At 68.3% G+C, this 20,092-nt stretch carries 17 protein-coding genes, 2 tRNA genes and 1 pseudogene; 4 read left to right on the top strand and 16 right to left on the bottom strand.

Annotated features, from left to right (window positions below; all coding sequences use genetic code 11):
- A pseudogene (locus G6032_RS02690) lies at positions 1–255 on the top strand (chemotaxis protein); the annotation flags it as partial.
- Positions 256–486: 231 nt separating this feature from the next.
- Here G6032_RS02690 and G6032_RS02685 read toward each other — a convergent pair.
- Together G6032_RS02685 and G6032_RS02680 are read right to left on the bottom strand one after the other, a co-directional pair.
- Positions 487–1,542, bottom strand: coding sequence for an alpha/beta hydrolase (locus tag G6032_RS02685; RefSeq protein WP_165280582.1), 1,056 nt, complete (start codon positions 1,540–1,542; stop codon positions 487–489).
- The gene (locus G6032_RS02680) at positions 1,539–2,027 is read right to left on the bottom strand and encodes a hypothetical protein (protein ID WP_165280581.1); all 489 of its coding nucleotides are present in this window, start codon (positions 2,025–2,027) and stop codon (positions 1,539–1,541) included. Before G6032_RS02680 ends, G6032_RS02685 begins: the two co-directional genes overlap by 4 nt.
- A 202-nt stretch (positions 2,028–2,229) precedes the next feature.
- Between G6032_RS02680 and G6032_RS02675 the strand changes: the two genes are divergently transcribed.
- Positions 2,230–2,496 carry a DksA/TraR family C4-type zinc finger protein gene (locus G6032_RS02675; protein ID WP_165280580.1) on the top strand — a complete coding sequence of 89 codons (267 nt, stop codon included), beginning with the start codon at positions 2,230–2,232 and terminating at the stop codon, positions 2,494–2,496.
- A gap of 265 nt (positions 2,497–2,761) precedes the next feature.
- Here the strand turns inward: G6032_RS02675 and G6032_RS02670 are convergent.
- From G6032_RS02670 to G6032_RS02630, 9 genes are all read right to left on the bottom strand, one after another.
- Positions 2,762–2,838 (bottom strand) — tRNA-Arg (locus tag G6032_RS02670).
- A gap of 80 nt (positions 2,839–2,918) precedes the next feature.
- A tRNA-Ser gene (locus G6032_RS02665) sits at positions 2,919–3,011 on the bottom strand.
- A gap of 86 nt (positions 3,012–3,097) precedes the next feature.
- Positions 3,098–3,313: a carbon storage regulator CsrA gene (gene csrA, locus G6032_RS02660; protein WP_165280579.1), complete on the bottom strand. Its 216-nt coding sequence runs from the start codon at positions 3,311–3,313 to the stop codon at positions 3,098–3,100.
- A 150-nt stretch (positions 3,314–3,463) separates the two neighbouring features.
- Positions 3,464–4,696, bottom strand: coding sequence for an aspartate kinase (locus G6032_RS02655; RefSeq protein WP_165280578.1), 1,233 nt, complete (start codon positions 4,694–4,696; stop codon positions 3,464–3,466).
- A gap of 6 nt (positions 4,697–4,702) precedes the next feature.
- Entirely contained in the window at positions 4,703–7,318 is a 2,616-nt protein-coding gene (gene alaS, locus G6032_RS02650) for an alanine--tRNA ligase (protein WP_165280577.1), read from the bottom strand.
- 86 nt (positions 7,319–7,404) lie between these two features.
- The gene (locus G6032_RS02645) at positions 7,405–7,890 is read right to left on the bottom strand and encodes a regulatory protein RecX (protein ID WP_165280576.1); all 486 of its coding nucleotides are present in this window, start codon (positions 7,888–7,890) and stop codon (positions 7,405–7,407) included.
- On the bottom strand, positions 7,868–8,905 hold the full coding sequence (gene recA, locus G6032_RS02640) for a recombinase RecA (protein WP_165280575.1): 1,038 nt from the start codon (positions 8,903–8,905) through the stop codon (positions 7,868–7,870). The genes G6032_RS02645 and recA overlap by 23 nt, the downstream gene beginning before the upstream one ends.
- A gap of 125 nt (positions 8,906–9,030) precedes the next feature.
- Positions 9,031–9,543, bottom strand: a complete 513-nt coding sequence (gene thpR / locus G6032_RS02635; RefSeq protein WP_165280574.1) for an RNA 2',3'-cyclic phosphodiesterase — start codon at positions 9,541–9,543, stop codon at positions 9,031–9,033.
- A 2-nt stretch (positions 9,544–9,545) separates the two neighbouring features.
- Complete coding sequence (locus G6032_RS02630) at positions 9,546–10,043, bottom strand: CinA family protein (protein WP_165280573.1); 498 nt, start codon at positions 10,041–10,043, stop codon at positions 9,546–9,548.
- Positions 10,044–10,228: 185 nt separating this feature from the next.
- Here G6032_RS02630 and mutS point away from each other — a divergent pair, with 185 nt between their 5' ends.
- Together mutS and G6032_RS02620 are read left to right on the top strand one after the other, a co-directional pair.
- Positions 10,229–12,811 carry a DNA mismatch repair protein MutS gene (mutS, locus tag G6032_RS02625; protein WP_165280572.1) on the top strand — a complete coding sequence of 861 codons (2,583 nt, stop codon included), beginning with the start codon at positions 10,229–10,231 and terminating at the stop codon, positions 12,809–12,811.
- Positions 12,808–13,881: a hemolysin family protein gene (locus G6032_RS02620; RefSeq protein WP_165280571.1), complete on the top strand. Its 1,074-nt coding sequence runs from the start codon at positions 12,808–12,810 to the stop codon at positions 13,879–13,881. Before mutS ends, G6032_RS02620 begins: the two co-directional genes overlap by 4 nt.
- Positions 13,882–13,890: 9 nt before the next feature.
- On the opposite strand, the gene nudB is transcribed toward G6032_RS02620, so the two are convergent.
- The 5 genes from nudB to clpB form a co-directional block, all read right to left on the bottom strand.
- Positions 13,891–14,361, bottom strand: a complete 471-nt coding sequence (gene nudB / locus G6032_RS02615) for a dihydroneopterin triphosphate diphosphatase (protein WP_165280570.1) — start codon at positions 14,359–14,361, stop codon at positions 13,891–13,893.
- Positions 14,362–14,396: 35 nt separating this feature from the next.
- Complete coding sequence (gene aspS / locus G6032_RS02610) at positions 14,397–16,169, bottom strand: aspartate--tRNA ligase (protein WP_165280569.1); 1,773 nt, start codon at positions 16,167–16,169, stop codon at positions 14,397–14,399.
- A gap of 65 nt (positions 16,170–16,234) precedes the next feature.
- Positions 16,235–16,888, bottom strand: a complete 654-nt coding sequence (locus tag G6032_RS02605) for a DUF502 domain-containing protein (protein WP_165280568.1) — start codon at positions 16,886–16,888, stop codon at positions 16,235–16,237.
- The gene (locus tag G6032_RS15865; RefSeq protein WP_165280567.1) at positions 16,881–17,342 is read right to left on the bottom strand and encodes a zinc ribbon domain-containing protein; all 462 of its coding nucleotides are present in this window, start codon (positions 17,340–17,342) and stop codon (positions 16,881–16,883) included. The genes G6032_RS02605 and G6032_RS15865 overlap by 8 nt, the downstream gene beginning before the upstream one ends.
- 104 nt (positions 17,343–17,446) lie before the next feature.
- Positions 17,447–20,026, bottom strand: a complete 2,580-nt coding sequence (gene clpB, locus G6032_RS02595; protein WP_165280566.1) for an ATP-dependent chaperone ClpB — start codon at positions 20,024–20,026, stop codon at positions 17,447–17,449.
- Between the last annotated feature and the right edge of the window lie 66 nt (positions 20,027–20,092).

The following is a 20,092-nucleotide window of genomic DNA, read 5'->3' as shown; positions in this document are numbered from 1 at the left end:
GCGGCCGCCTCCTCCCTCGAGGACCAGGCCCATGGTCTCGCCCAGGCCGTCTCCGTGTTCCGCATCGACGACGCCAAGCTCTCCGGCATCGCCGCACCGCGCAGCACGCCGGCCAGGGCGCCGGCGCCGAAAGCGAGCGTCGCCAAGGCCAACGGCGCGGCCGGGAGCAACGGCAGCGCAGCCAGGGCCCCGGCCCGCAAGGCGCCCAAGCCGACCGCCGTCGCTGACGTCGGCGAGGAGTGGGCGGAGTTCTAGAGTGCCCAACCCCATCCAATGGTTCTTTGGATCTCGACCATTGGTGGGGTGCACTGCCCGGTAGGGACGCCCAGGATGGGCGCGCCGGCTGGCATTTATTAATCCAGCCGGCGCGCCGATGGTCGGCAACGAGCGTTTGCGAAGGGCGTGCTTACCCTGCGCGCGATGCAGGAAGGCAAAACGATCTACTGCTGTGCTGTGCTGCGCCGGCCGATGTGCTGCCCGTGCCGCTCAGGATTCCGGGGGCGCCGCCGGACCACTGAGGGCGGCGCCCATCTCTGGCGTCGGTGTATCGCGCGCGGACTCGCCGGCCTTTCGAGGGACGACCCGTTCTTCGAGAAATTGCATGACGACGGCGACGGTGGTCTCCGGGTCTTCCTCGTGCGGCACGTGCCCGAGCTCCTCGAACACCACCAGCCGACTGTGGTCGATGGCGCGCTCGTATTCCAGTGCGGTGGCCGGCGGAATCAGACGGTCGCGGCCGCCCCACAGGATCAGGGTCGGTTGCCTGATGCTGCCAAGACGCTCGGTGGGGCTTTCGGGCGCAGTGGCCTGTTCCAGGCGCAGCCCCAGGGCGCGGCGATTGCCCTCGCGAAGCGCCAGGTCGTAATAGCGATCGACCAGCGCGTCCGTCACGCGGGCAGGATCGCCGTACACGCTCCGCAGGCTGGACTCGATCATGCTTCTCGGCAGAAGGCGCGTCATCAGCGGCTGCAACCACGGGATCCGGGCGATGCGGAAACCAACCGGCACCGAATCGGGCGCCAGCGGAAACCCGGCTGGGTTCACCAGGACCAGGCCGGCCACCCGCTCGGGCGCCTCCACAGCCGTCTGCCAGGCAACCTGGCCGCCCAACGAGTTGCCGCCGATAACCGCCTCGGGAATCGACAGGTGATCGAGGAGTTCCAACACGAACTCCACGTAGCGTTCGACATGGTAATCATCGTGCGGAAACGGGCCAGTGAGGCCAAACCCAGGCAGATCGACCCGGATGACACGGTAACGCGGCGTCAATGCATGCGCCCAGCCCTCCCACGTGTGCAGGCTGGCCGACGTCCCGTGCAACAACACGATGGGCGGCCCGCGGCCGGGTGCGCCCTCGTCCCGGAGGTGCACCTGCATGCCCTGGAGCTCGACAAAGCTGGAGGGCGGCGGCGCCCAGCGCTGCTTGAGATCGTCCAGGGGGCGATCCGGCGCCCAGGCCAGCCCGATGGCAAATGCGAGGAGAAGCAGGAGCGCGATGGCGGAGCCCGCGAGAACCTTGCGATACAGGGGCCGGTAGGTCATTCGATTCCACACGACGGGAAGGCGGCGAATAACGCTTCTTGCGCGTTGCGCCAGGCGATCCACTCGGCCCGATTCCCCCAGCTTGGTCGGCTGGCCCGCCATTCGTCATACCTGAGCCACCAGCCCTGCACGAGGCCGATTCCCCAGTGACCCGCGATCCTGGAAAACATGAGGCCGACCGTGTCTCCCGGCTCGTGCCCTACTACCCAGACCTGCGCGGAGCATTCCGGGCCCTCTTCACAAGGGCATTCGGAGGTCACGCCGGCGATGTTGACGATCGCCTCCGGCAGCACCGAGCGCGCCGCGTCCTGGATTTCCCGCACTTCTTCGTCGCTGATGTTTTCCTTGCGGAGATAGGTTTCGATCCGCTTCGGCCGCGTGCTGGCGATATAGCTTCGACGCTCAGCCTGCGCGTCACGTTCGGCGCGTGTTTGCGCTTCCACCACGGCGGGGAAGCACAGGGAGATGCAGAGCAATGCCGCCACTCCCGTCTTCGTTGCCGTCGATTGCTGCCTGTTGCTCCGCATTGCGGGAGTATCGCATCTGCGCAGCATGATGCCGCAACCTCGGCGGCGGCTAGCCGGCCTCGACGTCGGCCTCGCTAGAAAACCACGAGCTCCTTATTCGCGGCACCACGACTTCCTCTCGTCTATGATCGACACCGAGCGACGATGAAGGGGGCGAGCCATGGCAACCGGTTGGGCGCGTGACGGCGCCGTGCAGGACCAGATCGATGCCACGATCAAGGCGGGTGTCGAGCGAGCTCGCCAGGGCCTGCCGACGGGACCAAGCCTCGAGCGCTGCGAAGCGTGCGATACGGAAATTTCAGCGGCCCGGCGTAAGGCAATACCCGGCGTTCGCCTGTGTGTCGCCTGTCAGGAAGAGCGCGACGCGAAGCAGCGCAATGTTGCCGGTTACAACCGTCGCGGCAGCAAGGACAGTCAGCTCAGGTGACCTGGCAATCCCGATCCCTTGCGGTGCGGGGAATTCGGCAATGGGACGGCGGAGCTCGATAGGTACAAGAGGAAAGGGCTGCTTCCGCAACCCGGTGATTTTTGGCGCGCCCGGAGAGATGACCGGCGCCGCTGCGCGGCTCCGTTGTCTCGGCCGACTGCGTCGGCCTCAGCTCGAACTCGGCTTTATCCGTCGGGAGTTCGACTCTCTCCGGAGTCATCGGTCAAACAAAAAAGGGCCCCGTTGGGACCCTTTTTCATTTGATTGGCGCGCCCGGAGAGATTCGAACTCCCGACCTTCTGGTTCGTAGCCAGACACTCTATCCAACTGAGCTACGGGCGCGTTTCTTGATCGGCTCCGGGTCGAACCCCGGCTGTACTACTTCGAGGGTTCGAATCCCCTTGTGATCTCTTCTCAAACTGTGGCGGAGAGGGAGGGATTCGAACCCTCGAAGGGGGTTTAAGCCCCTTACTCCCTTAGCAGGGGAGCGCTTTCGACCACTCAGCCACCTCTCCTGTTAACTTTCCGGCCCGGCGCGCCGATTGGCACTCCCGGCGAAAGGCGACGAATGATAGCGGGGGGTGGGAGACAGGTAAAGGGCTCAGTCCGTCCGCTCACCCTCTTGCGGCTCGGAGACCGCAGCGTCGCCACCCTGTTCCTTCTGGATGCGCTCGTAGATCTCCTGGCGGTGCACCGAGACATCACGTGGAGCATTGACCCCCAGGCGAACCTGGTTGCCTTTCACGCCGAGCACGGTGACCTGGACCTCGTCCCCGATCACAACCGTCTCGCCAACGCGCCTGGTTAGAATCAGCATGATAGTTTCCCTGCCTGCTGTCGCAGTGCTGTTTCGCAGTATGTTAGACAATTAACCGCCCGGACACACCAACAACGTTGGCAAGCCGATGAAAATCGGAAGATTTTCCCAAATGCGGCCGGAATGGCGGGTTATGTGACTATTTTCGACCTATTTTGCTGGGTCAGGTTCCCGGTCCAGTCCGAATGCTTCATGCAGACTGCGCACGCCCAACTCCAGGTATTTTTCTTCGATCAGGACGGAAATCTTGATTTCCGACGTTGAGACCATCCGCACGTTGATCCCTTCGCGCGCCAGCACCTCGAACATGGTGGTCGCCACGCCCGCATGGCTGCGCATGCCGACGCCGACCACGGAGATCTTCGCCACGTTGGCGCTGCCCAGCACCTCCCCCGCGTCGATGTCCACGGCCGCGGTGCGCACCAGCTCCATGGCCTGGTCGTATTCCTCGCGCGGCACGCTGAAGCTGAAATCCACCACGCCGGCGCGGGGCGCGTTCATCACGATCATGTCCACGATGATGTGTGACTCGGAGACGCGATTGAGGATCGCGTAACCGTTACCCGGCCGGTCGGGCACCCCGGTGATGGTCACCTGGGCTTCGTCGCGGGAGAAGGCGATTCCGGAGACGACGGGTGCTTCCACGTCTGGTTCCTCGTAGCTGATCAGGGTGCCCTCGCCTTCGCCGCTGTTGTGCAGCACGCGGACGGGCACATTGTACTTGCCGGCGAACTGCACCGAGCGGATCTGCAGCACGCGCGATCCGAGACTCGACAGCTCCAGCATTTCCTCGAAGGTGACGCGCGACAGGCGCCGCGCCCGGGGCACCATGCGCGGATCGGTCGTGTAGACGCCGTCCACGTCGGTGAGGATCTGGCATTCATCGGCGCCCAGCGCCGCCGCCAGCGCCACCCCGGTCGTGTCGGAGCCGCCGCGCCCCAGCGTCGTCACCTGGTCGTCGCGGTCCACTCCCTGGAATCCCGCCACGACGGGGATGACGCCCGCCGCGAGGTCGGCTTCCAGCCCCGCGGTCTCGACCGCCTCGATCCGTGCTTTCGCGTGGACGCTGTCGGTGCGGATCCGCACCTGGTGGCCGAGCCAGGAGCGCGCTTCCAGCCCCTGTTCCCGCAGCGCCATGGCCATCAACGAAATGGACACCTGTTCACCCGAGGACAGCAGCATGTCGAGTTCGCGGGGTCTCGGCCGTGTCGAGATCGCGTGGGCCCTGGCGAGCAGCTCATCCGTGGTGTCGCCCATCGCGGAAAGCACGACGACGACCTCGTGGCCCTCGCGCTGCTTGCGCGCCACCACGCCGGCCGCCGCGCGGATGTGCTCCACCGTGGCGACGGAGCTGCCGCCGAATTTCATGATGAACCGCGCCATGATGCCCTAGCCCGCGGTCTCCTGGCCGAGCCGCTCGCGCGCGAAACGCCGTGCCTGCTCGAGGGCGTCGTCGAGGCGTGCGGGATCGGCGCCCCCTGCCTGGGCGAGATCGGGCCGCCCGCCGCCCTTGCCGCCGACCAGTTCCGCCGCGGCATTGACCAGTTCGACGGCGCTGAGCCGCTCGGCCCGGTCCCTGGTCACGCCGGCCACCAGCCGCACCTTGCCGCCATCGGCCGCGCCCAGCAGCACGACGCCGCTGCCGAGCTTCTGCTTGAAGCGATCGACCGCGTCGCGCATGACCTTGGGATCGCTGCCGTCGAGTCGCGCGATGTAGACCTTCGTATCGCCGATGGTCTCGGCGCGTTCGGCCGGATCCTCGCCGCCGCCGCCCGTGGCGAGGCGTGTCTGGAGTTGCTGGACTTCTTTTTCCAGGTGCCGCGCGCGCTCGATGAGATGGTGTACTTTGTCCCCCGCCTCGTCCCAGCCGCTTTTCAGCATCCGCGACACGGACTCGAGGGTTTCCTCGTGACGGGCGATCCAGTCCAGCGCGCCCTGGCCGGTCACGGCCTCGATGCGGCGCACGCCGGAGGCGATGCCCGTCTCGGCAACGATCTTGAACAGGCCGATGTCGCCGGCCCGCCGCACGTGACAGCCGCCGCACAATTCCATCGAGAAATCGCCGAGCTTCAGTACCCGCACGCGATCGGCGTATTTCTCGCCGAACAGCGCGAGCGCGCCTTCGGCGACGGCCTCCTCAAAGGCGACGACCCGGATCTCGGCCGCGGCATTCGCCCGGACCTGGGCGTTGACCAGCGCCTCGATCTCGGCCAGCTGCTCGCGCGTGACGGGTTCGTAGTGGGAAAAGTCGAACCGCAGTCGGTCCGGCGCGACCAGCGAACCCTTCTGCTGCACATGTTCGCCGAGGACCCGGCGCAGCGCGGCATGCAAAAGGTGGGTCGCCGAATGGTTGAGCACGGTCGCCTGGCGCGCGGCCGCATCCACCTCGGCGCGCACGGATTCGCCGCCCTCGAGGCGCCCCCTGACCATCCGGCCATGGTGGGCATGGGCCTTGCCCCACTTGCGCGTGTCGGTGACCTCGAACTCGCCTGCGGCGGCGCGGATCCGTCCCACGTCGCCGACCTGGCCGCCCGATTCTGCGTAGAACGGTGTCTCGTCGAGAATGATCACGCCCTCGTCGCCCTCGCCGAGCGCATCCACTTCGCGGCCGTCCTTGTGCAGGGCGAGGACCACGCCGGAGGCGAGCAACGAGTCATAGCCGACGAACTTCGACTCGAGCCCGGTCTCGCTCGACGGGCCGTAATCCACGTCGAAGCGGCTCGCGGCCCGCGCCCGCTCGCGCTGCGCGGCCATGGCCTGTTCGAAGCCCTCGGTGTCGACGGCGAGGCCGCGCTCACGCGCGATGTCGGCGGTCAGGTCGAGCGGAAAGCCATAGGTATCGTAGAGGCGAAACGCTGTTTCGCCGGGGATGACCTTGTCGGTGAGCCCGGCGATGGCCGTGTCCAGCAGGCGCATGCCCTGGTCCAGCGTCTCGGCGAAGCGCGCCTCTTCCTGGCTGAGGACACGCTCGACATGGCCGCGCGACTTGCTGAGCTCGGGGTACGCCGCGCCCATCTGCGCCTCCAGCGTCTCCACGAGGCGCCAGAAAAACGGCTGCTCCATGCCGAGCTGGTAGCCGTGACGGATGGCGCGGCGGATGATCCGGCGCAACACGTAGCCGCGCCCCTCGTTGGACGGCAGCACGCCGTCCACGACGAGGAAGGCACAGGCGCGGATATGGTCGGCGATGACCCGCAACGAGGCGCTGCTGCGATCCTCGCAGCCGGTCAGCTCGGCGGCCCGTTCCACGAGGGCGCGGAACAGGTCGATGTCGTAGTTCGAGTGCACGCCCTGCAGGACGGCGGCGAGTCGCTCCAGGCCCATGCCCGTGTCCACCGAGGGCTTCGGCAACGGCGTCATGACACCGTCCGTGGTGCGGTTGAACTGCATGAACACCAGGTTCCAGATCTCGACGTAGCGGTCGCCGTCCTCGTCCGGGGAGCCGGGCGGGCCGCCGGGGACCTCCGGGCCATGGTCGTAGAAGATCTCCGAACAGGGGCCGCAGGGCCCGGTATCGCCCATCGACCAGAAATTCGAGTCGGCGCCCAGGCGCGTGACGCGACCCGGTTCGAGGCCGATCTGCTCGGTCCAGATCGCGGCGGCTTCGTCATCCTCCTCGTACACCGTCACCCAGAGCTTCTCCGCAGGCAGGCCGAGCGTGCCGGTCACGTAGTCCCACGCGTAGCGGATGGCGTCTTCCTTGAAATAGTCGCCGAAGCTGAAGTTGCCGAGCATCTCGAAGAAGGTGTGGTGGCGCGCCGTGTAACCGACGTTCTCCAGGTCGTTGTGCTTGCCGCCCGCGCGCACGCAGCGCTGCGCGGATGCGGCACGCCGGTAGGGACGCTTGTCCTGGCCGAGGAACACGTCCTTGAACTGGACCATGCCGGCGTTGGTGAACAACAGCGTCGGGTCGTTGCCCGGCACCAGCGGGCTCGACGGCACGACCTCGTGGCCGCGGGCCGCGAAGAAGTCGAGGAAGCTCTGGCGAATCTCTGCGCTTTTCATGGGATTGGGTCGTGATCCTTGGCGTGTAGCCCGTCATTGTGCGTCACGGCAGGCACCGGGGCCAAGATGCCGGGGCCATGCGCGGATCAGTCGTGCTCGCGCGCGAGGGCGAAGCGGACCTGGTCGCTGGTGAAGCCGCGGTACTCGAGGAAGCGCGACTGGCGGACTCGCTCGTTCCATTCGGCAGGCGGCGTGTCGCCGAAACGGCGCCGTCGGGCCTCGCGGGCCAGCTCGAACCAGTCCACCTCGGCCGCCTCGAGGGCCGCCTCGACGATCGTTGCCGAGACCCCGCGCTCCTGGAGTTCGCGGCGGATCCGCGCGGGGCCGTGGCGCCGCCCGATCCGGCTGGTGAACAGCGCCTCGGCGTAGCGGGCATCGCTCTGCAGGCCGCGCTCGGCAAGCGCGTCCAGCACCGTCTCCATGAGCTCTGCCGGGACACCGCGGTCCCCAAGCTTGCGGCTCAGCTCCGCGCGGCTGTGCTCGCGTCGCGCCAGCAGCCCGACCGCCGCGGCCTCGACGCTGGCCGCGGTCCAGTCGTCGGCCTTGCCGTCACCCGACCGTTTCGCCCGCATCGGTCTCCTGCGCGGCGCCGGCCTTCTTCGGCAACAGCAACTCGCGCAGCTGGCCCTCGATGTCGGCCGCGACCTCCGGATGTTCCACCAGGAACTGCCGGACGTTGTCCTTGCCCTGGCCGATCCGGTCGCCGTTGTAGCTGTACCAGGAGCCCGACTTGTCGATGATGTTGTGCTGCGCGCCGAGGTCGATGATCTCGCCCTCGCGGCTGATCCCCGAGCCGTACAGGATCTCGAACTCGGCCTGGCGGAACGGCGGTGCGACCTTGTTCTTCACCACCTTGACGCGCGTCTGGTTGCCGATCACCTCGTCGCCCTTCTTCAATGCGCCGATGCGGCGGATGTCGAGCCGCACGGAGGAATAGAACTTCAGCGCGTTGCCGCCGGTGGTGGTCTCCGGGCTGCCGAACATAACGCCGATCTTCATGCGGATCTGGTTGATGAAGATCACCATGGCGTTGGTGCGCTTGATGGTGCCGGTCAGCTTGCGCAGCGCCTGCGACATGAGGCGCGCCTGCAGGCCCACGTGCGAGTCGCCCATCTCGCCCTCGATCTCCGCCTTCGGCGTCAGCGCCGCGACCGAGTCGACCACGATCACGTCCACGGCGCCCGAGCGCACCAGCATGTCGGTGATCTCCAGCGCCTGCTCGCCCGTGTCGGGCTGCGACACCAGCAGGTCGTCGAGGTTCACGCCGAGCTTCTCGGCATAGGTCGGGTCCAGCGCGTGTTCGGCGTCCACGAAGGCCGCGGTGCCGCCGGCCTTCTGGCATTCGGCGATGACCTGCAGCGTGAGCGTCGTCTTGCCGGAGGATTCCGGCCCGTAGATTTCCACCACCCGGCCGCGCGGCAGGCCGCCGATGCCCAGCGCCACGTCGAGGCCGAGGGACCCGGTGGAGACGACCGGGACGTCGCGCACGATCGCGGAGTCGCCGAGGCGCATCACGGAGCCCTTGCCAAACTGTTTCTCGATCTGGCCGAGGGCGGCGGCCAGGGCTTTCTTGCGGTTATCGTCCATGGGCTGTGTGTCGCTTCCGGGTGGCATGAATAAGGGTCCGATTATTCCACATCCGGGGGCACGGGGCAGCGGCGATTTCGGGACGAAGCGACGGATTTCGCGCCCCGGCCCTTGTCCGGCGGGGTTTAGGCCAGTTCCCAGCGATCGAGAATTTCGTAATCGGCGCCTTCGGGTCGCGTCTCGGAGCGGACCAGCACGAATTCGCGCACCGGCCAGCGGACCGGCTGCGGCACCGCGGGCAGCTCGCAGTGCCGACAGCGCCGCAGCAGCGTGAGATGCGGCACGAAGGGACGCGTCTCCGGCGGAAAACCGAGCGGTTCCAGGGCCGCCCACAGCGCAGCGGCGAGTGCCGTCGCCGCGGGCGTCGGCCGGCTGCTTCCCAGCCAGGCGACCCCGGCACGCGGCCAGTGGCCGAAGGTGTCCAGCGCCAGCTCGAAAGCGGTGGCATGCACCGAGCCGGCCGCAGCACGCAGCGGATCGAGCCGCGATGCCTCGACTTTCCCGAGGAAAGCCAGCGTGAGATGGTAGTTCCGTGCCGCCACGGGGCGGCCTTCGCAGGCCTCGAGAAGAGGCGCAGCCGCGGCCGAGAGCGCCTTGCGGACCGGCGGCGCCGGCCAGAGGGCGAAGAACAGCCGCAAGCTCAACTCATCATGACCCCTGCCAGCGCCCGGTTGACGGCCTGGCGCCGGATGGCGTCCCGATCGCCCTGGAAGTGCTCGAGGCGCGTCTTGTAGATCACGCCGTCACCGTCGGCTCGCGCCCAGGCGAACCACACGGTGCCCACGGGCTTGTCCGGCGTGCCGCCGCCCGGGCCGGCCACCCCGCTCACGGCCACGGCGCGATCCGCCCCGGTGCGCGCCAGCGCGCCCTGGGCCATGGCCTCGACCACGGCCTTGCTCACGGCACCTTCGCTCTCGAGCAGCTCGCCCGGCACGCCCAGCAGGGCCGTCTTCGCCGCATCGGCGTAGCTCGCGATGCCCGCCAGAAACCATTCCGAACTGCCGGGAATATCCGTCACCGCCTTGGCGATCCAGCCGGCCGTGCAGGACTCGGCCGTGGCCAGCTTCTCGCCGCGCGCCACCAGCCACACGCCGACTTCGCGGGAGAGCTTCAAGAGGCGCGTGTCGTCAGGAATCATGCGGGACCCCCTCTCTGTGGTTGACCTAGCCTGCCACCAACCGCGGCCGAGCAAAAGAGGTCCCCGGAGGCGCCGCAACCAGGGTGGCAGGCGCCGCTCTGTGACAGGGCTGTCGCGGGTGAGCGATCGCCGGTGAGCCGGCGCGCCCGACCTGCTAGCATGCGGGGCCTCGCGGCGGAATCTTCATGAGCGCAGAGCACCTCGAACAGCACACCCCGATGATGCGGCAGTTCCTGCGCATCAAGGCCGAGTATCCCGACATCCTGCTGTTCTACAGGATGGGCGATTTCTACGAGCTGTTCTACGACGATGCGCGGCGCGCGGCGAAGCTCATCGACATCACCCTGACGACCCGCGGCCATAGCGCCGGCCGGCCGATCCCGATGGCCGGCGTTCCGGTGCACAGCGTCGAGGGTTATCTCGCGAAGCTGGTGCGCAAGGGCGAGTCGATCGCCATCTGCGAGCAGATCGGCGATCCCGCGACCTCGAAGGGGCCCGTGGAGCGCCAGGTCGTGCGCGTGGTGACGCCCGGCACGGTTACCGACGAGAGCCTGCTCGAGGCGCGTCGCGAAGTGCTGCTCGGCTGCGTGCACGCCGGCCCCGGGGGCATCGGCATCGCCTGGCTGGACCTGGCGGCGGGCCGCTTCCGCGTGACGCGCGTCGAGGGTGCGGAGGCGCTCGCCGCGGAACTCGAGCGGCTGCAGCTGGCCGAGATCCTGGTCGGCGAGGACCAGCCGCTGCCGGCGGCGGTCGGCACGCTGCCGGGGGTGCGCACCCGGCCGCCGTGGCATTTCGACCTGGACGCGGCCACGCGCCTGCTGTGCCGGCAGTTCGGCGTCGCGGACCTGGAAGGCTTCGGCTGCGCGGACCTGCCGGAGGCCGTGCAGGCCGCCGGCTGCCTGTTGCAGTACGTGCATGACACCCAGTGCGGCGCCCTGCCCCACCTGCGCGGACTCGCCACCGAGACCCGCGACCAGGCGCTGGTCATGGACGCGGCGACCCGGCGCAACCTGGAGATCGACCGCAACCTCTCGGGGCGCCACGAGCACACCCTTCTCGGCGTGCTCGACGAGACGGTCACGCCGATGGGCAGTCGCCTGCTGCGCCGCTGGCTGACCCGGCCGCTGCGCGATCGTGAAATCCTCGAAGGCCGCCACGAAGCCATCGAGCGATTGCTGCTCGACGGCGACCCGCCGGGGATGCGCGAGGTGCTCCGGGGGATCGGCGACCTGGAGCGCATTCTCGCCCGCGTCGCGCTGCGCTCGGCCCGGCCGCGCGACCTGGCGGGTTTGCGCGAGGGCCTGGCCCGCCTGCCCGCATTGCGCACGGCGCTCGCCGGAACGCATGCCCCCAGGCTGGACACACTCGCGGCGGAATGCGGCGAGCACGGCGATACGCACGAGCTGCTGGAGCGTGCCGTCATCGACAACCCGCCCGTGCTGATCCGCGACGGCGGCGTCATCGCGCCGGGCTGGGATGCCCAACTCGACGAACTGCGCGCCCTGTCCACCGAGGCCGACGGCTTTCTTGCCGACCTGGAGACGCGCGAACGCGAACGCACCGGCCTGCCCTCGCTCAAGGTCGGCTACAACCGCGTGCACGGCTATTACATCGAGATCGGCCGGGCGCAGGCGAAAAACGCGCCGGCGGATTACACCCGCCGCCAGACGCTGAAGGCGGCCGAGCGCTTCATCACGCCGGAGTTGAAGGACTTCGAGGACAAGGTTCTGTCCGCCCGCGAGCGCGCCCTGGCCCGCGAGAAGGCGCTTTACGATGCCCTTGTCGAGACCCTCGTGGAGCGACTCGGGCCGCTGCAGCTGATGGCCCTCGCGGTCGCCGAGCTGGACGTGCTGGCGAACCTCGCCGAGCGCGCCGCCGCGCTGGATCTCAGCCGCCCCAGGCTGCTCGACCAGCCGCGGCTGGAGATTCGCGGCGGGCGTCACCTGGTGGTGGAACGGGTCTCCAGCGAGCCCTTCATCCCGAACGACCTGGCACTCGACGGGCAGCGCCGCATGCTGGTCATCACCGGACCCAACATGGGCGGCAAGTCCACCTACATGCGCCAGGCCGCGCTGATCGTGATCCTGGCCTACGCGGGCAGCTTCGTGCCGGCCGCGGCGGCCGAGCTGGGGCCCGTGGACCGGATCTTCACCCGCATCGGGGCCTCGGACGATCTCGCCGGCGGGCGGTCCACGTTCATGGTGGAAATGACCGAGGCGGCCAATATCCTGAACAACGCGACGGACCACAGTCTCGTGCTGATGGACGAGATCGGGCGCGGCACGAGCACCTTCGACGGCCTGTCGCTGGCCTGGGCCTGCGCGCATCACATCGGCGCGGAGATCGGCGCGTTCACGCTGTTCGCGACCCATTACTTCGAGCTGACCGCGCTGGCCCGGGAGTTGCCCGCCTGCGCGAACGTGCACCTCGACGCGACCGAGCATGCCGGCAAGCTGGTGTTCCTCCACAGCGTGCGGGAAGGTCCCGCCAACCAGAGCTACGGCCTGCAGGTGGCGGCGCTGGCCGGGGTGCCGCCCGACGTCATCCGCCGCGCGCGCGACTACCTGCGCGAACTGGAACAGGATCGCGCGGCGGCCAGCGGGCCCCAGGCCGAGTTGCCCCTGTTCGATCCCGCACCCGCCGACGCCGTGGCCGAAGAGCGCGCCGACGCCCTTCGCGCCCGTCTCGAGCCGATCGATCCCGACACCCTGACGCCGCGGGAGGCGCAGGCACTCCTCTACGAACTGAAGGCGCTGACAAAACCATGACCCTGCTGATCGTGTTTTTCTGCCTGGCCATCATCGTCTCTTTCGCCTGCTCGATGTGGGAATCGGTGCTGCTCTCCATCACGCCGAGCTACGTGACGCGGGCCAATGCTGACGGCACCGCCACGGGGCGCCTGCTGATGGAGTTCAAGCAGGACATCGACCGGCCCCTGTCGGCCATCCTCACGCTCAACACCATCGCGCATACGGTCGGCGCCATCGGCGTCGGGGCCCAGGCCAGCCGGATCTGGAGCAGCGAAGGGTTCGACGTCTTCGGCATCGTGATCGGCTTCGAGGCCATCGTCGCCGCCGTGACGACGCTGGCCATCCTGGTGCTCTCGGAGATCATTCCGAAAACCATCGGGGCGAACAACTGGGAGCGCCTCGCGCCGATGACGGTCGCGAGTCTCAAGGTCCTGATCTTCGTGCTCTGGCCGCTGGTGTGGATGAGCCAGGTGATCACGCGCCACCTGAAGAAAGACAAGTCGCTGCCGGTCTTCAGCCATGCCGAGTTTCTCGCGATGACGGAGATGGGCCGGGCCGAGGGCCAGCTGGACGAGCGCGAGGCGGCGGTGATCAACAACCTGCTGAGCCTCAACCGGCTGCGGGTGCACGACGTGATGACCCCCCGTCCGGTAGTGGTGGCCGGCGACCAGGCCGACACGGTGGCGGAATTCCTGGCCGAGCATCCTGATTTGCCGCATTCGCGTATCCCGGTTTTCGAGGAGGAGATCGACAAGGTCACCGGCATCGTGTTCAAGGACGACCTGCTCGCCGCCATGGGCACCGGCGAGGGGCATCGCACGCTCGCGGAGCTCGAGCGGGAAGCTTTGTTCGTGCCTGAGAGCCTGTCGCTGGCGACCGTGTTGCCGCAACTGCTCGAGCGGCGTCAGCAGCTGGCCATCGTCGTGGACGAGTACGGTGTCACGGCCGGGGTCCTCACGGTGGAAGACCTGCTCGAGACCCTGCTGGGAATCGAGATCCTGGACGAGAAGGATGCGGTGGCCGATCTGCGGCGCGTTGCGCGGGAACGCTGGGAGGCGCGCCAAAAACAGCTCAAGCGCGGTTCCTGAGCCATCGCCTCAGCAGCTGGCGGCGAAGCGGCCGATGAGCTCGATCGCGGCGCGGTTGGTCGGCGACGTGGCGCGCTCCATGGCCGCCTGCAGCGGCAGCCACTCGTAACGCACATGCTCGGTGGAATCGAGCGCGATCTCGACGCGCTCCGGTAACCGCAGGGCGAAGGCATGCTCCAGGTTCTCGGTGACGCCCGGCGCGAACCGCTCGCGCCAGGCCGGCGCGATCGTGAAGCGCTCGTTGACCCCGAGGTCCAGCAGGCCGTGCGCGCTCAAGCCGGTTTCCTCGCGCAGCTCGCGCACCGCGGCTTCCCAGGGTTGTTCATCTACCTCGAGGCTGCCGGTCACGGACTGCCACCAGCCGGCCGGGACATGCCGTTCCAGCAGCAGCACTTCGAGGTCCGCGGTGTAGACCACCACCAGCACGGACTCGGGCCGCTTGTGCGCCGTGCCGGAAGGCTGGGATCCGTTTTCCGCCATGCCGTGGAACCGCCGGACCGGGCGTCGCGCCGGTCCTACTCGGCCGCCGGCTTGCGCACCCGGATGGACAGCTCGCGCAGCTGCTTGTCCGGCACTTCGCTCGGCGCATCGGTCAGCGGACAGCTCGCCGTCTGGGTCTTCGGGAAGGCGATGACTTCGCGGATGCTGGATGCGCCGGCCATCAGCATCACCATGCGGTCGATGCCGAAGGCGATGCCGCCGTGCGGCGGGCAGCCGTACTTCAAGGCGTCCAGCAGGAAGCCGAACTTGGCACGCGCCTCTTCTTCCTCGATGCCGAGGAGCTGGAACACGGCCTGCTGCATGGCGCGGTCATGGATACGGATGGAACCCCCGCCGATCTCGGAGCCGTTGAGGACCATGTCGTAGGCGCGCGACAGGGCGTTGCCCGGGTCCGCCGCCAGCGCCGCGTAATCGTCCACCGCGGGCGCGGTGAAGGGATGGTGCAGGGCGAACCAGCGCTTCTCGCCCTCGTCCCACTCGAACATGGGGAAATCGACCACCCACAGCGGCCGCCAGCCGGCCGCGAGCAGGCCGAGGTCCATGCCGAGCTTGTCGCGCAGCGCGCCGAGCGCATCGTTCACCACCTTCGCCTTGTCGGCGCCGAAGAACACCAGGTCACCGGTCTCGGCGCCGGTGCGGGACATGATCCCGGAGATGGCCTCGTCGGGCAGGAACTTCAGGATCGGCGACTGCAGGCCGTCGCGCCCCGCCGCGGCGTCGTTGACCTTGATGTAGGCGAGGCCGCGCGCACCGTAGCGGCCGACGAAAGCGGTGTACTCGTCGATCTCCTTGCGCGTCAGGCTGCCGCCGCCCGGCACGCGCAGCGCCGCCACGCGTCCCTTCGGATCAACCGCCGGCCCGGCGAAGACCTTGAACTCCACGTTCGCAACCAGGTCGGCGACTTCCACCAGCTCCAGCGGGTTGCGCAGGTCCGGCCGGTCGGTGCCGAAACGCTCCATGGCCTCCGCCCACGCCATGCGCGGAAAAGACTCCGGCAGCGCCACGTCCAGCACGTCGCGGAACAACTCCCGCACCATCGATTCCATCAGGTCGGTGATGCCCGCCTCGTCCATGAACGAGGTCTCGACGTCGAGCTGGGTGAATTCCGGCTGGCGATCGGCGCGCAGGTCCTCGTCGCGGAAGCAGCGCGCGATCTGGTAGTAGCGATCGAGGCCCGACATCATCAGCAGCTGCTTGAACAGCTGCGGCGACTGCGGCAAGGCGTAGAACTTGCCGGCGAAGTTGCGCGCCGGGACGAGGTAGTCGCGCGCGCCCTCCGGCGTGGCCTTGGTCAGGATGGGCGTCTCGACATCGACGAAACCGTGCGCATCGAGGAAGGCGCGCAATGCCCGCGTGACCCGGTGCCGGAGGCGGAGATTGTCGAGCATCTCCGGGCGGCGCAGGTCCAGGTAGCGATAGCGCAGGCGCAGGTCCTCGCCGGCGGGTTCGTCGTGGTGAAACGGCGGCGTCTCGCTGCGGTTGAGCACGGTCAGCCGACGCGCCACCAGCTCCACCTGGCCGGAAGCCAGCGACGGGTTCACCGTGCCCTCCGGCCGCGCGCGGATCTCGCCGCGGACCTGCAGGACGAACTCCGAGCGGGCGCTCTCCGCGAGGGCGAAGGTCGCCGCGTCGTCCGGGTTGAACACGACCTGCAACAGCCCCTCGCGGTCCCGCAGGTCGATGAAAATCACGCCGCCATGGTCGCGCCGCCGGTGGACCCAGCCCACCACGGTGGCTTCCCGGCCGATCAGCGACTCGTTGACTTCGCCGCAGTAGTGGCTACGCATGAGATTCGGTTCCTCGAGGGCTGCGCCCGCCGCCGCCGCGGGAAGACGCTGAAGGGAGCGGGATGTTAAAGACCCTCCCGGGGCGGCGCAAGGCTGGCCTTCGCGGCGTCCGGACTGGTCCAGCGCGGCACCGCCACGCCGAGCGAGATGATCATGCGCAGGCCCTCGTCGACCCGCATGTCCAGCGGCACGAGTTCCCTGGACGGGACGAACAGGAGGTAGCCGGAAGTGGGGTTCGGCGTGGTCGGCAGGAACACGCACACCACGTCCTCGTCCGTGCGGGCCTGCACTTCGCCGACCAGTTCCGAGGTCTGGAAGCACATGCTCCAGACGCCCTTGCGCGGGAACTCGACCAGCAGCACCCGCTTGAAGGCCGTGCTGCGATCCGAAAACACCGTCTCGGCCACCTGCTTGGCGCCCGAATAGATGCCGTTGATCAGCGGGATGCGGGTCACGATCTGGTCGCCGAGCTCCACCAGGCGGCGCCCGGCGAAGTTCGCCGCGAACAACCCCGTGACGACCAGGATGCCGAGCGCCAGCAACAGTCCGAGGCCGGGGATGCTGAAGCCCAGCAGCGCCTCCGGGCGCCATGGCTCCGGGAGGAACAACAACAACTGGTCCACGAAGCGGATCAGAAAGCGCACCACGAGGAACGTGACGAGCAGGGGGATCCACAGGATCAGCCCCGTGACGAGATACTTCCGGAACGTCTTAAGCAACGCCGCCCGCCTTGCCGGCACCCGCTTTGGACGCGTCCGAGCCGGGCTTTTTCGCCGCGGCCGGCGTCGGCCCGGCCTTCCCGGAACCCTTGCCGCCCTCTTTGGCGCCGCTCTTCTCGCTGCTCTTTCCGGCCTCCGGGCCGCTCTTGCCGCCGCCTTTTTCGCCGCTCGATTGCTCGCCACTGGCAGCGGGCTTCGCTTCGGCGCCCTTGCCCTCCGCCGCTGCGCCCCCGTCGCCCTTGCTGTCGGACTCGGCGATGTTGCGCCGCTTGTCGTTCTTGAAATCGGTCTCGTACCAGCCGCCGCCCTTGAGACGGAAACTGGGCGCGGACATCTGGCGCTTCAGCTGCGGCGCGCCGCAGGCGGGACAGTCCACCAGGGGGGCGTCCGCCAGCCTCTGCAGGGCGTCGAGCTGATGGCCGCACGCCGCACAGGCGTATTCATAGATCGGCATGTTCCGGGTCCTCGTCGCCGGGCCACCGGGGCCCGAGTCGATGCTTCATGGGGCTGGCGCCGCAAAACTCAAGAGTATACGGGCGCGCACCCGTTTTGGCCCGCTTAGCCCGCGACGCCGAACTCCAGTCCGTCCGGCCCGGCGTCCACTTGCACCGTCACCCCGGGGACGAACTCGCCGCGCAGGATGCGCTGCGCCAGCGGGTTCTCCACCTGCTGCTGGATGGCGCGCTTCAGCGGCCGTGCCCCGTACACCGGGTCGAAGCCGGCCTCGGCGAGCCGGTCCACCGCCGCGTCGGTCAGCTCTAGGCGCATGTCCCGCTCGGCCAGGCGCCGGTGCAGGTGCGCCAGCTGGATATCGACGATCACGCGGATCTGCTCGCGTCCGAGGGCGTGGAACACCACCACGTCGTCCACGCGGTTGATGAACTCGGGGCGGAAATGCTGCGTCACCACCTCCATCACCGCGTCTTTCATCCGGTCGTAGTCGGCGCCCGGGCCGAGTTCCTGGATGCGCTGCGAACCGAGGTTCGAGGTCATGACGATGACCGCGTTCTTGAAATCCACCGTGCGGCCGTGGCCGTCGGTGAGGCGGCCGTCGTCCAGGATCTGCAGCAGCACGTTGAACGTATCCGGATGCGCCTTCTCGACCTCGTCGAGCAGGATCACCGAGTAGGGCCGGCGCCGCACGGCTTCGGTCAGGTAGCCACCTTCCTCGTAGCCCACGTAGCCCGGCGGCGCGCCGATCAGCCGCGCCACGGAGTGCTTCTCCATGAACTCCGACATGTCGATGCGCACCATCGCTTCCTCGGTATCGAACATGAACTCGGCCAGCGCCTTGCACAGCTCGGTCTTGCCGACGCCGGTCGGGCCGAGGAACAGGAAGGAGCCGATCGGGCGGTTCGGGTCCGAAAGCCCGGCGCGCGAGCGGCGAATGGCGTTGGATACCGCCAGCAACGCCTCGGCCTGGCCGACGACGCGCTTCTCCAGCGCCTCCTCCATGCGCAGCAGCTTGTCCCGCTCGCTTTCGAGCATGCGCGACACCGGGATCCCAGTCCATTTCGACACCACCTCGGCGACTTCCTCGTCCGTGACGCGGTTGCGCAGCAGGCGCGTCTCGCGGGGGGCCTGCTCACCCGCGCTCGCGAGGCGCTTCTCCAGCTCGGGTATGCGCCCGTACTGCAGCTCCGACATGCGGCCCAGGTCGCCGGCGCGCCGCGCCGTCTCGAGCTCGACCCGCGCGCGTTCCAGCTCTTCCTTGATCTGCGAGGCGCCCTGCACCTCGGCTTTCTCCGCCTTCCATATCTCCTCGAGATCCGAGTACTGGCGCTCCAGCGACTCGAGCTCGGTCTCGAGCGTCTGCAAGCGCTTTTTCGAGGCCTCGTCCGATTCCTTCTTCAGCGCCTCACGCTCGATCTTGAGCTGGATGACGCGCCGCTCGAGCCGGTCGAGCTCCTCCGGCTTCGAGTCGATCTCCATGCGGATGCGGGACGCCGCCTCGTCCACCAGGTCGATGGCCTTGTCCGGCAGCTGGCGGTCGCTGATGTAGCGATGCGAGAGGGTGGCGGCCGCGACGATCGCCGGATCGGTGATCTCGACGCCGTGATGCACTTCGTAGCGCTCCTTCAGGCCGCGCAGGATGGCGATGGTTTCCTCGACGGTCGGCTCGCCGATCAGCACCTTCTGGAAGCGCCGCTCCAGCGCGGCGTCCTTCTCGATGTACTTGCGGTACTCGTCCAGCGTGGTCGCGCCGACGCAGTGCAGTTCGCCGCGCGCCAGCGCCGGCTTCAACATGTTGCCGGCGTCCAGCGAACCCTCGGCCTTGCCCGCGCCGACCACGGTGTGCAGCTCGTCGATGAACAGGATGACGCGGCCTTCCTGGCGCGCCAGGTCGTTGAGCACCGCCTTGAGGCGCTCCTCGAACTCGCCGCGGAACTTCGCGCCCGCGATCAGCGAACCCATGTCGAGCGACAGGATGCGCTTGTCTTTCAGGCCTTCGGGCACCTCGCCGTCGATGATGCGCTGCGCGAGGCCCTCGGCGATGGCCGTCTTGCCCACCCCGGGTTCGCCGATCAGCACCGGGTTGTTCTTGGTGCGCCGCTGCAGCACCTGGACGGTGCGGCGGATCTCGTCGTCGCGGCCGATGACCGGGTCGAGCTTGCCCTGCTCGGCGCGCTCGGTCAGGTCGATCGTGTACTTCTCGAGCGCCTGGCGGGTCTCCTCGGCGGAGGGGTCGTCCACCTGCTTGCCGCCGCGGATGTCCTGGATCGCCTGCTCGAGCGCGCCCTTCACCGCGCCCGAGTCGCGCAGCGCCTGGCCCAGCGGCCCCTTGTCGTCGAGCGCCGCGAGCGCGAACAGCTCGCTGGACACATACTGGTCGCCGCGCTGTTGCGCCTCCTTGTCGGTGACATTCAACAGCCGGTCGAGATCGCGCGACAGGTGCACCTCACCGGGCGTGCCCTGCACGGTGGGCACACGATCGAGCGCCTCGCCCAGCCGCGAGCGCAGCCGGTCCACGTTGACCCCGGCCTTGTCGAGCAGGTGGCGCAGGCCGCCGCCCTGCTGGTCGAGCAGCGCGACCATCAGGTGCACCGGCTCCATGTACTGGTGGTCCCGCCCGACTGCCAGCGACTGGGCGTCGGCGAGGGCCATCTGGAATTTACTGGTCAGCTTGTCCATGCGCATGGCGATCGTCCCGGAAAGATTCGGCTCACCCTTAAGTGGGGGGCCAGGGAGCGCTTTTCAACCGTG

The sequence above is a fragment of the Wenzhouxiangella sp. XN24 genome, assembly GCF_011064545.1.
In the GTDB taxonomy this organism is placed as follows: domain Bacteria; phylum Pseudomonadota; class Gammaproteobacteria; order Steroidobacterales; family XN24; genus XN24.
Note: the sequence above shows the minus strand (reverse complement) of the source record. Positions and strands in the feature narration are given on the sequence as shown.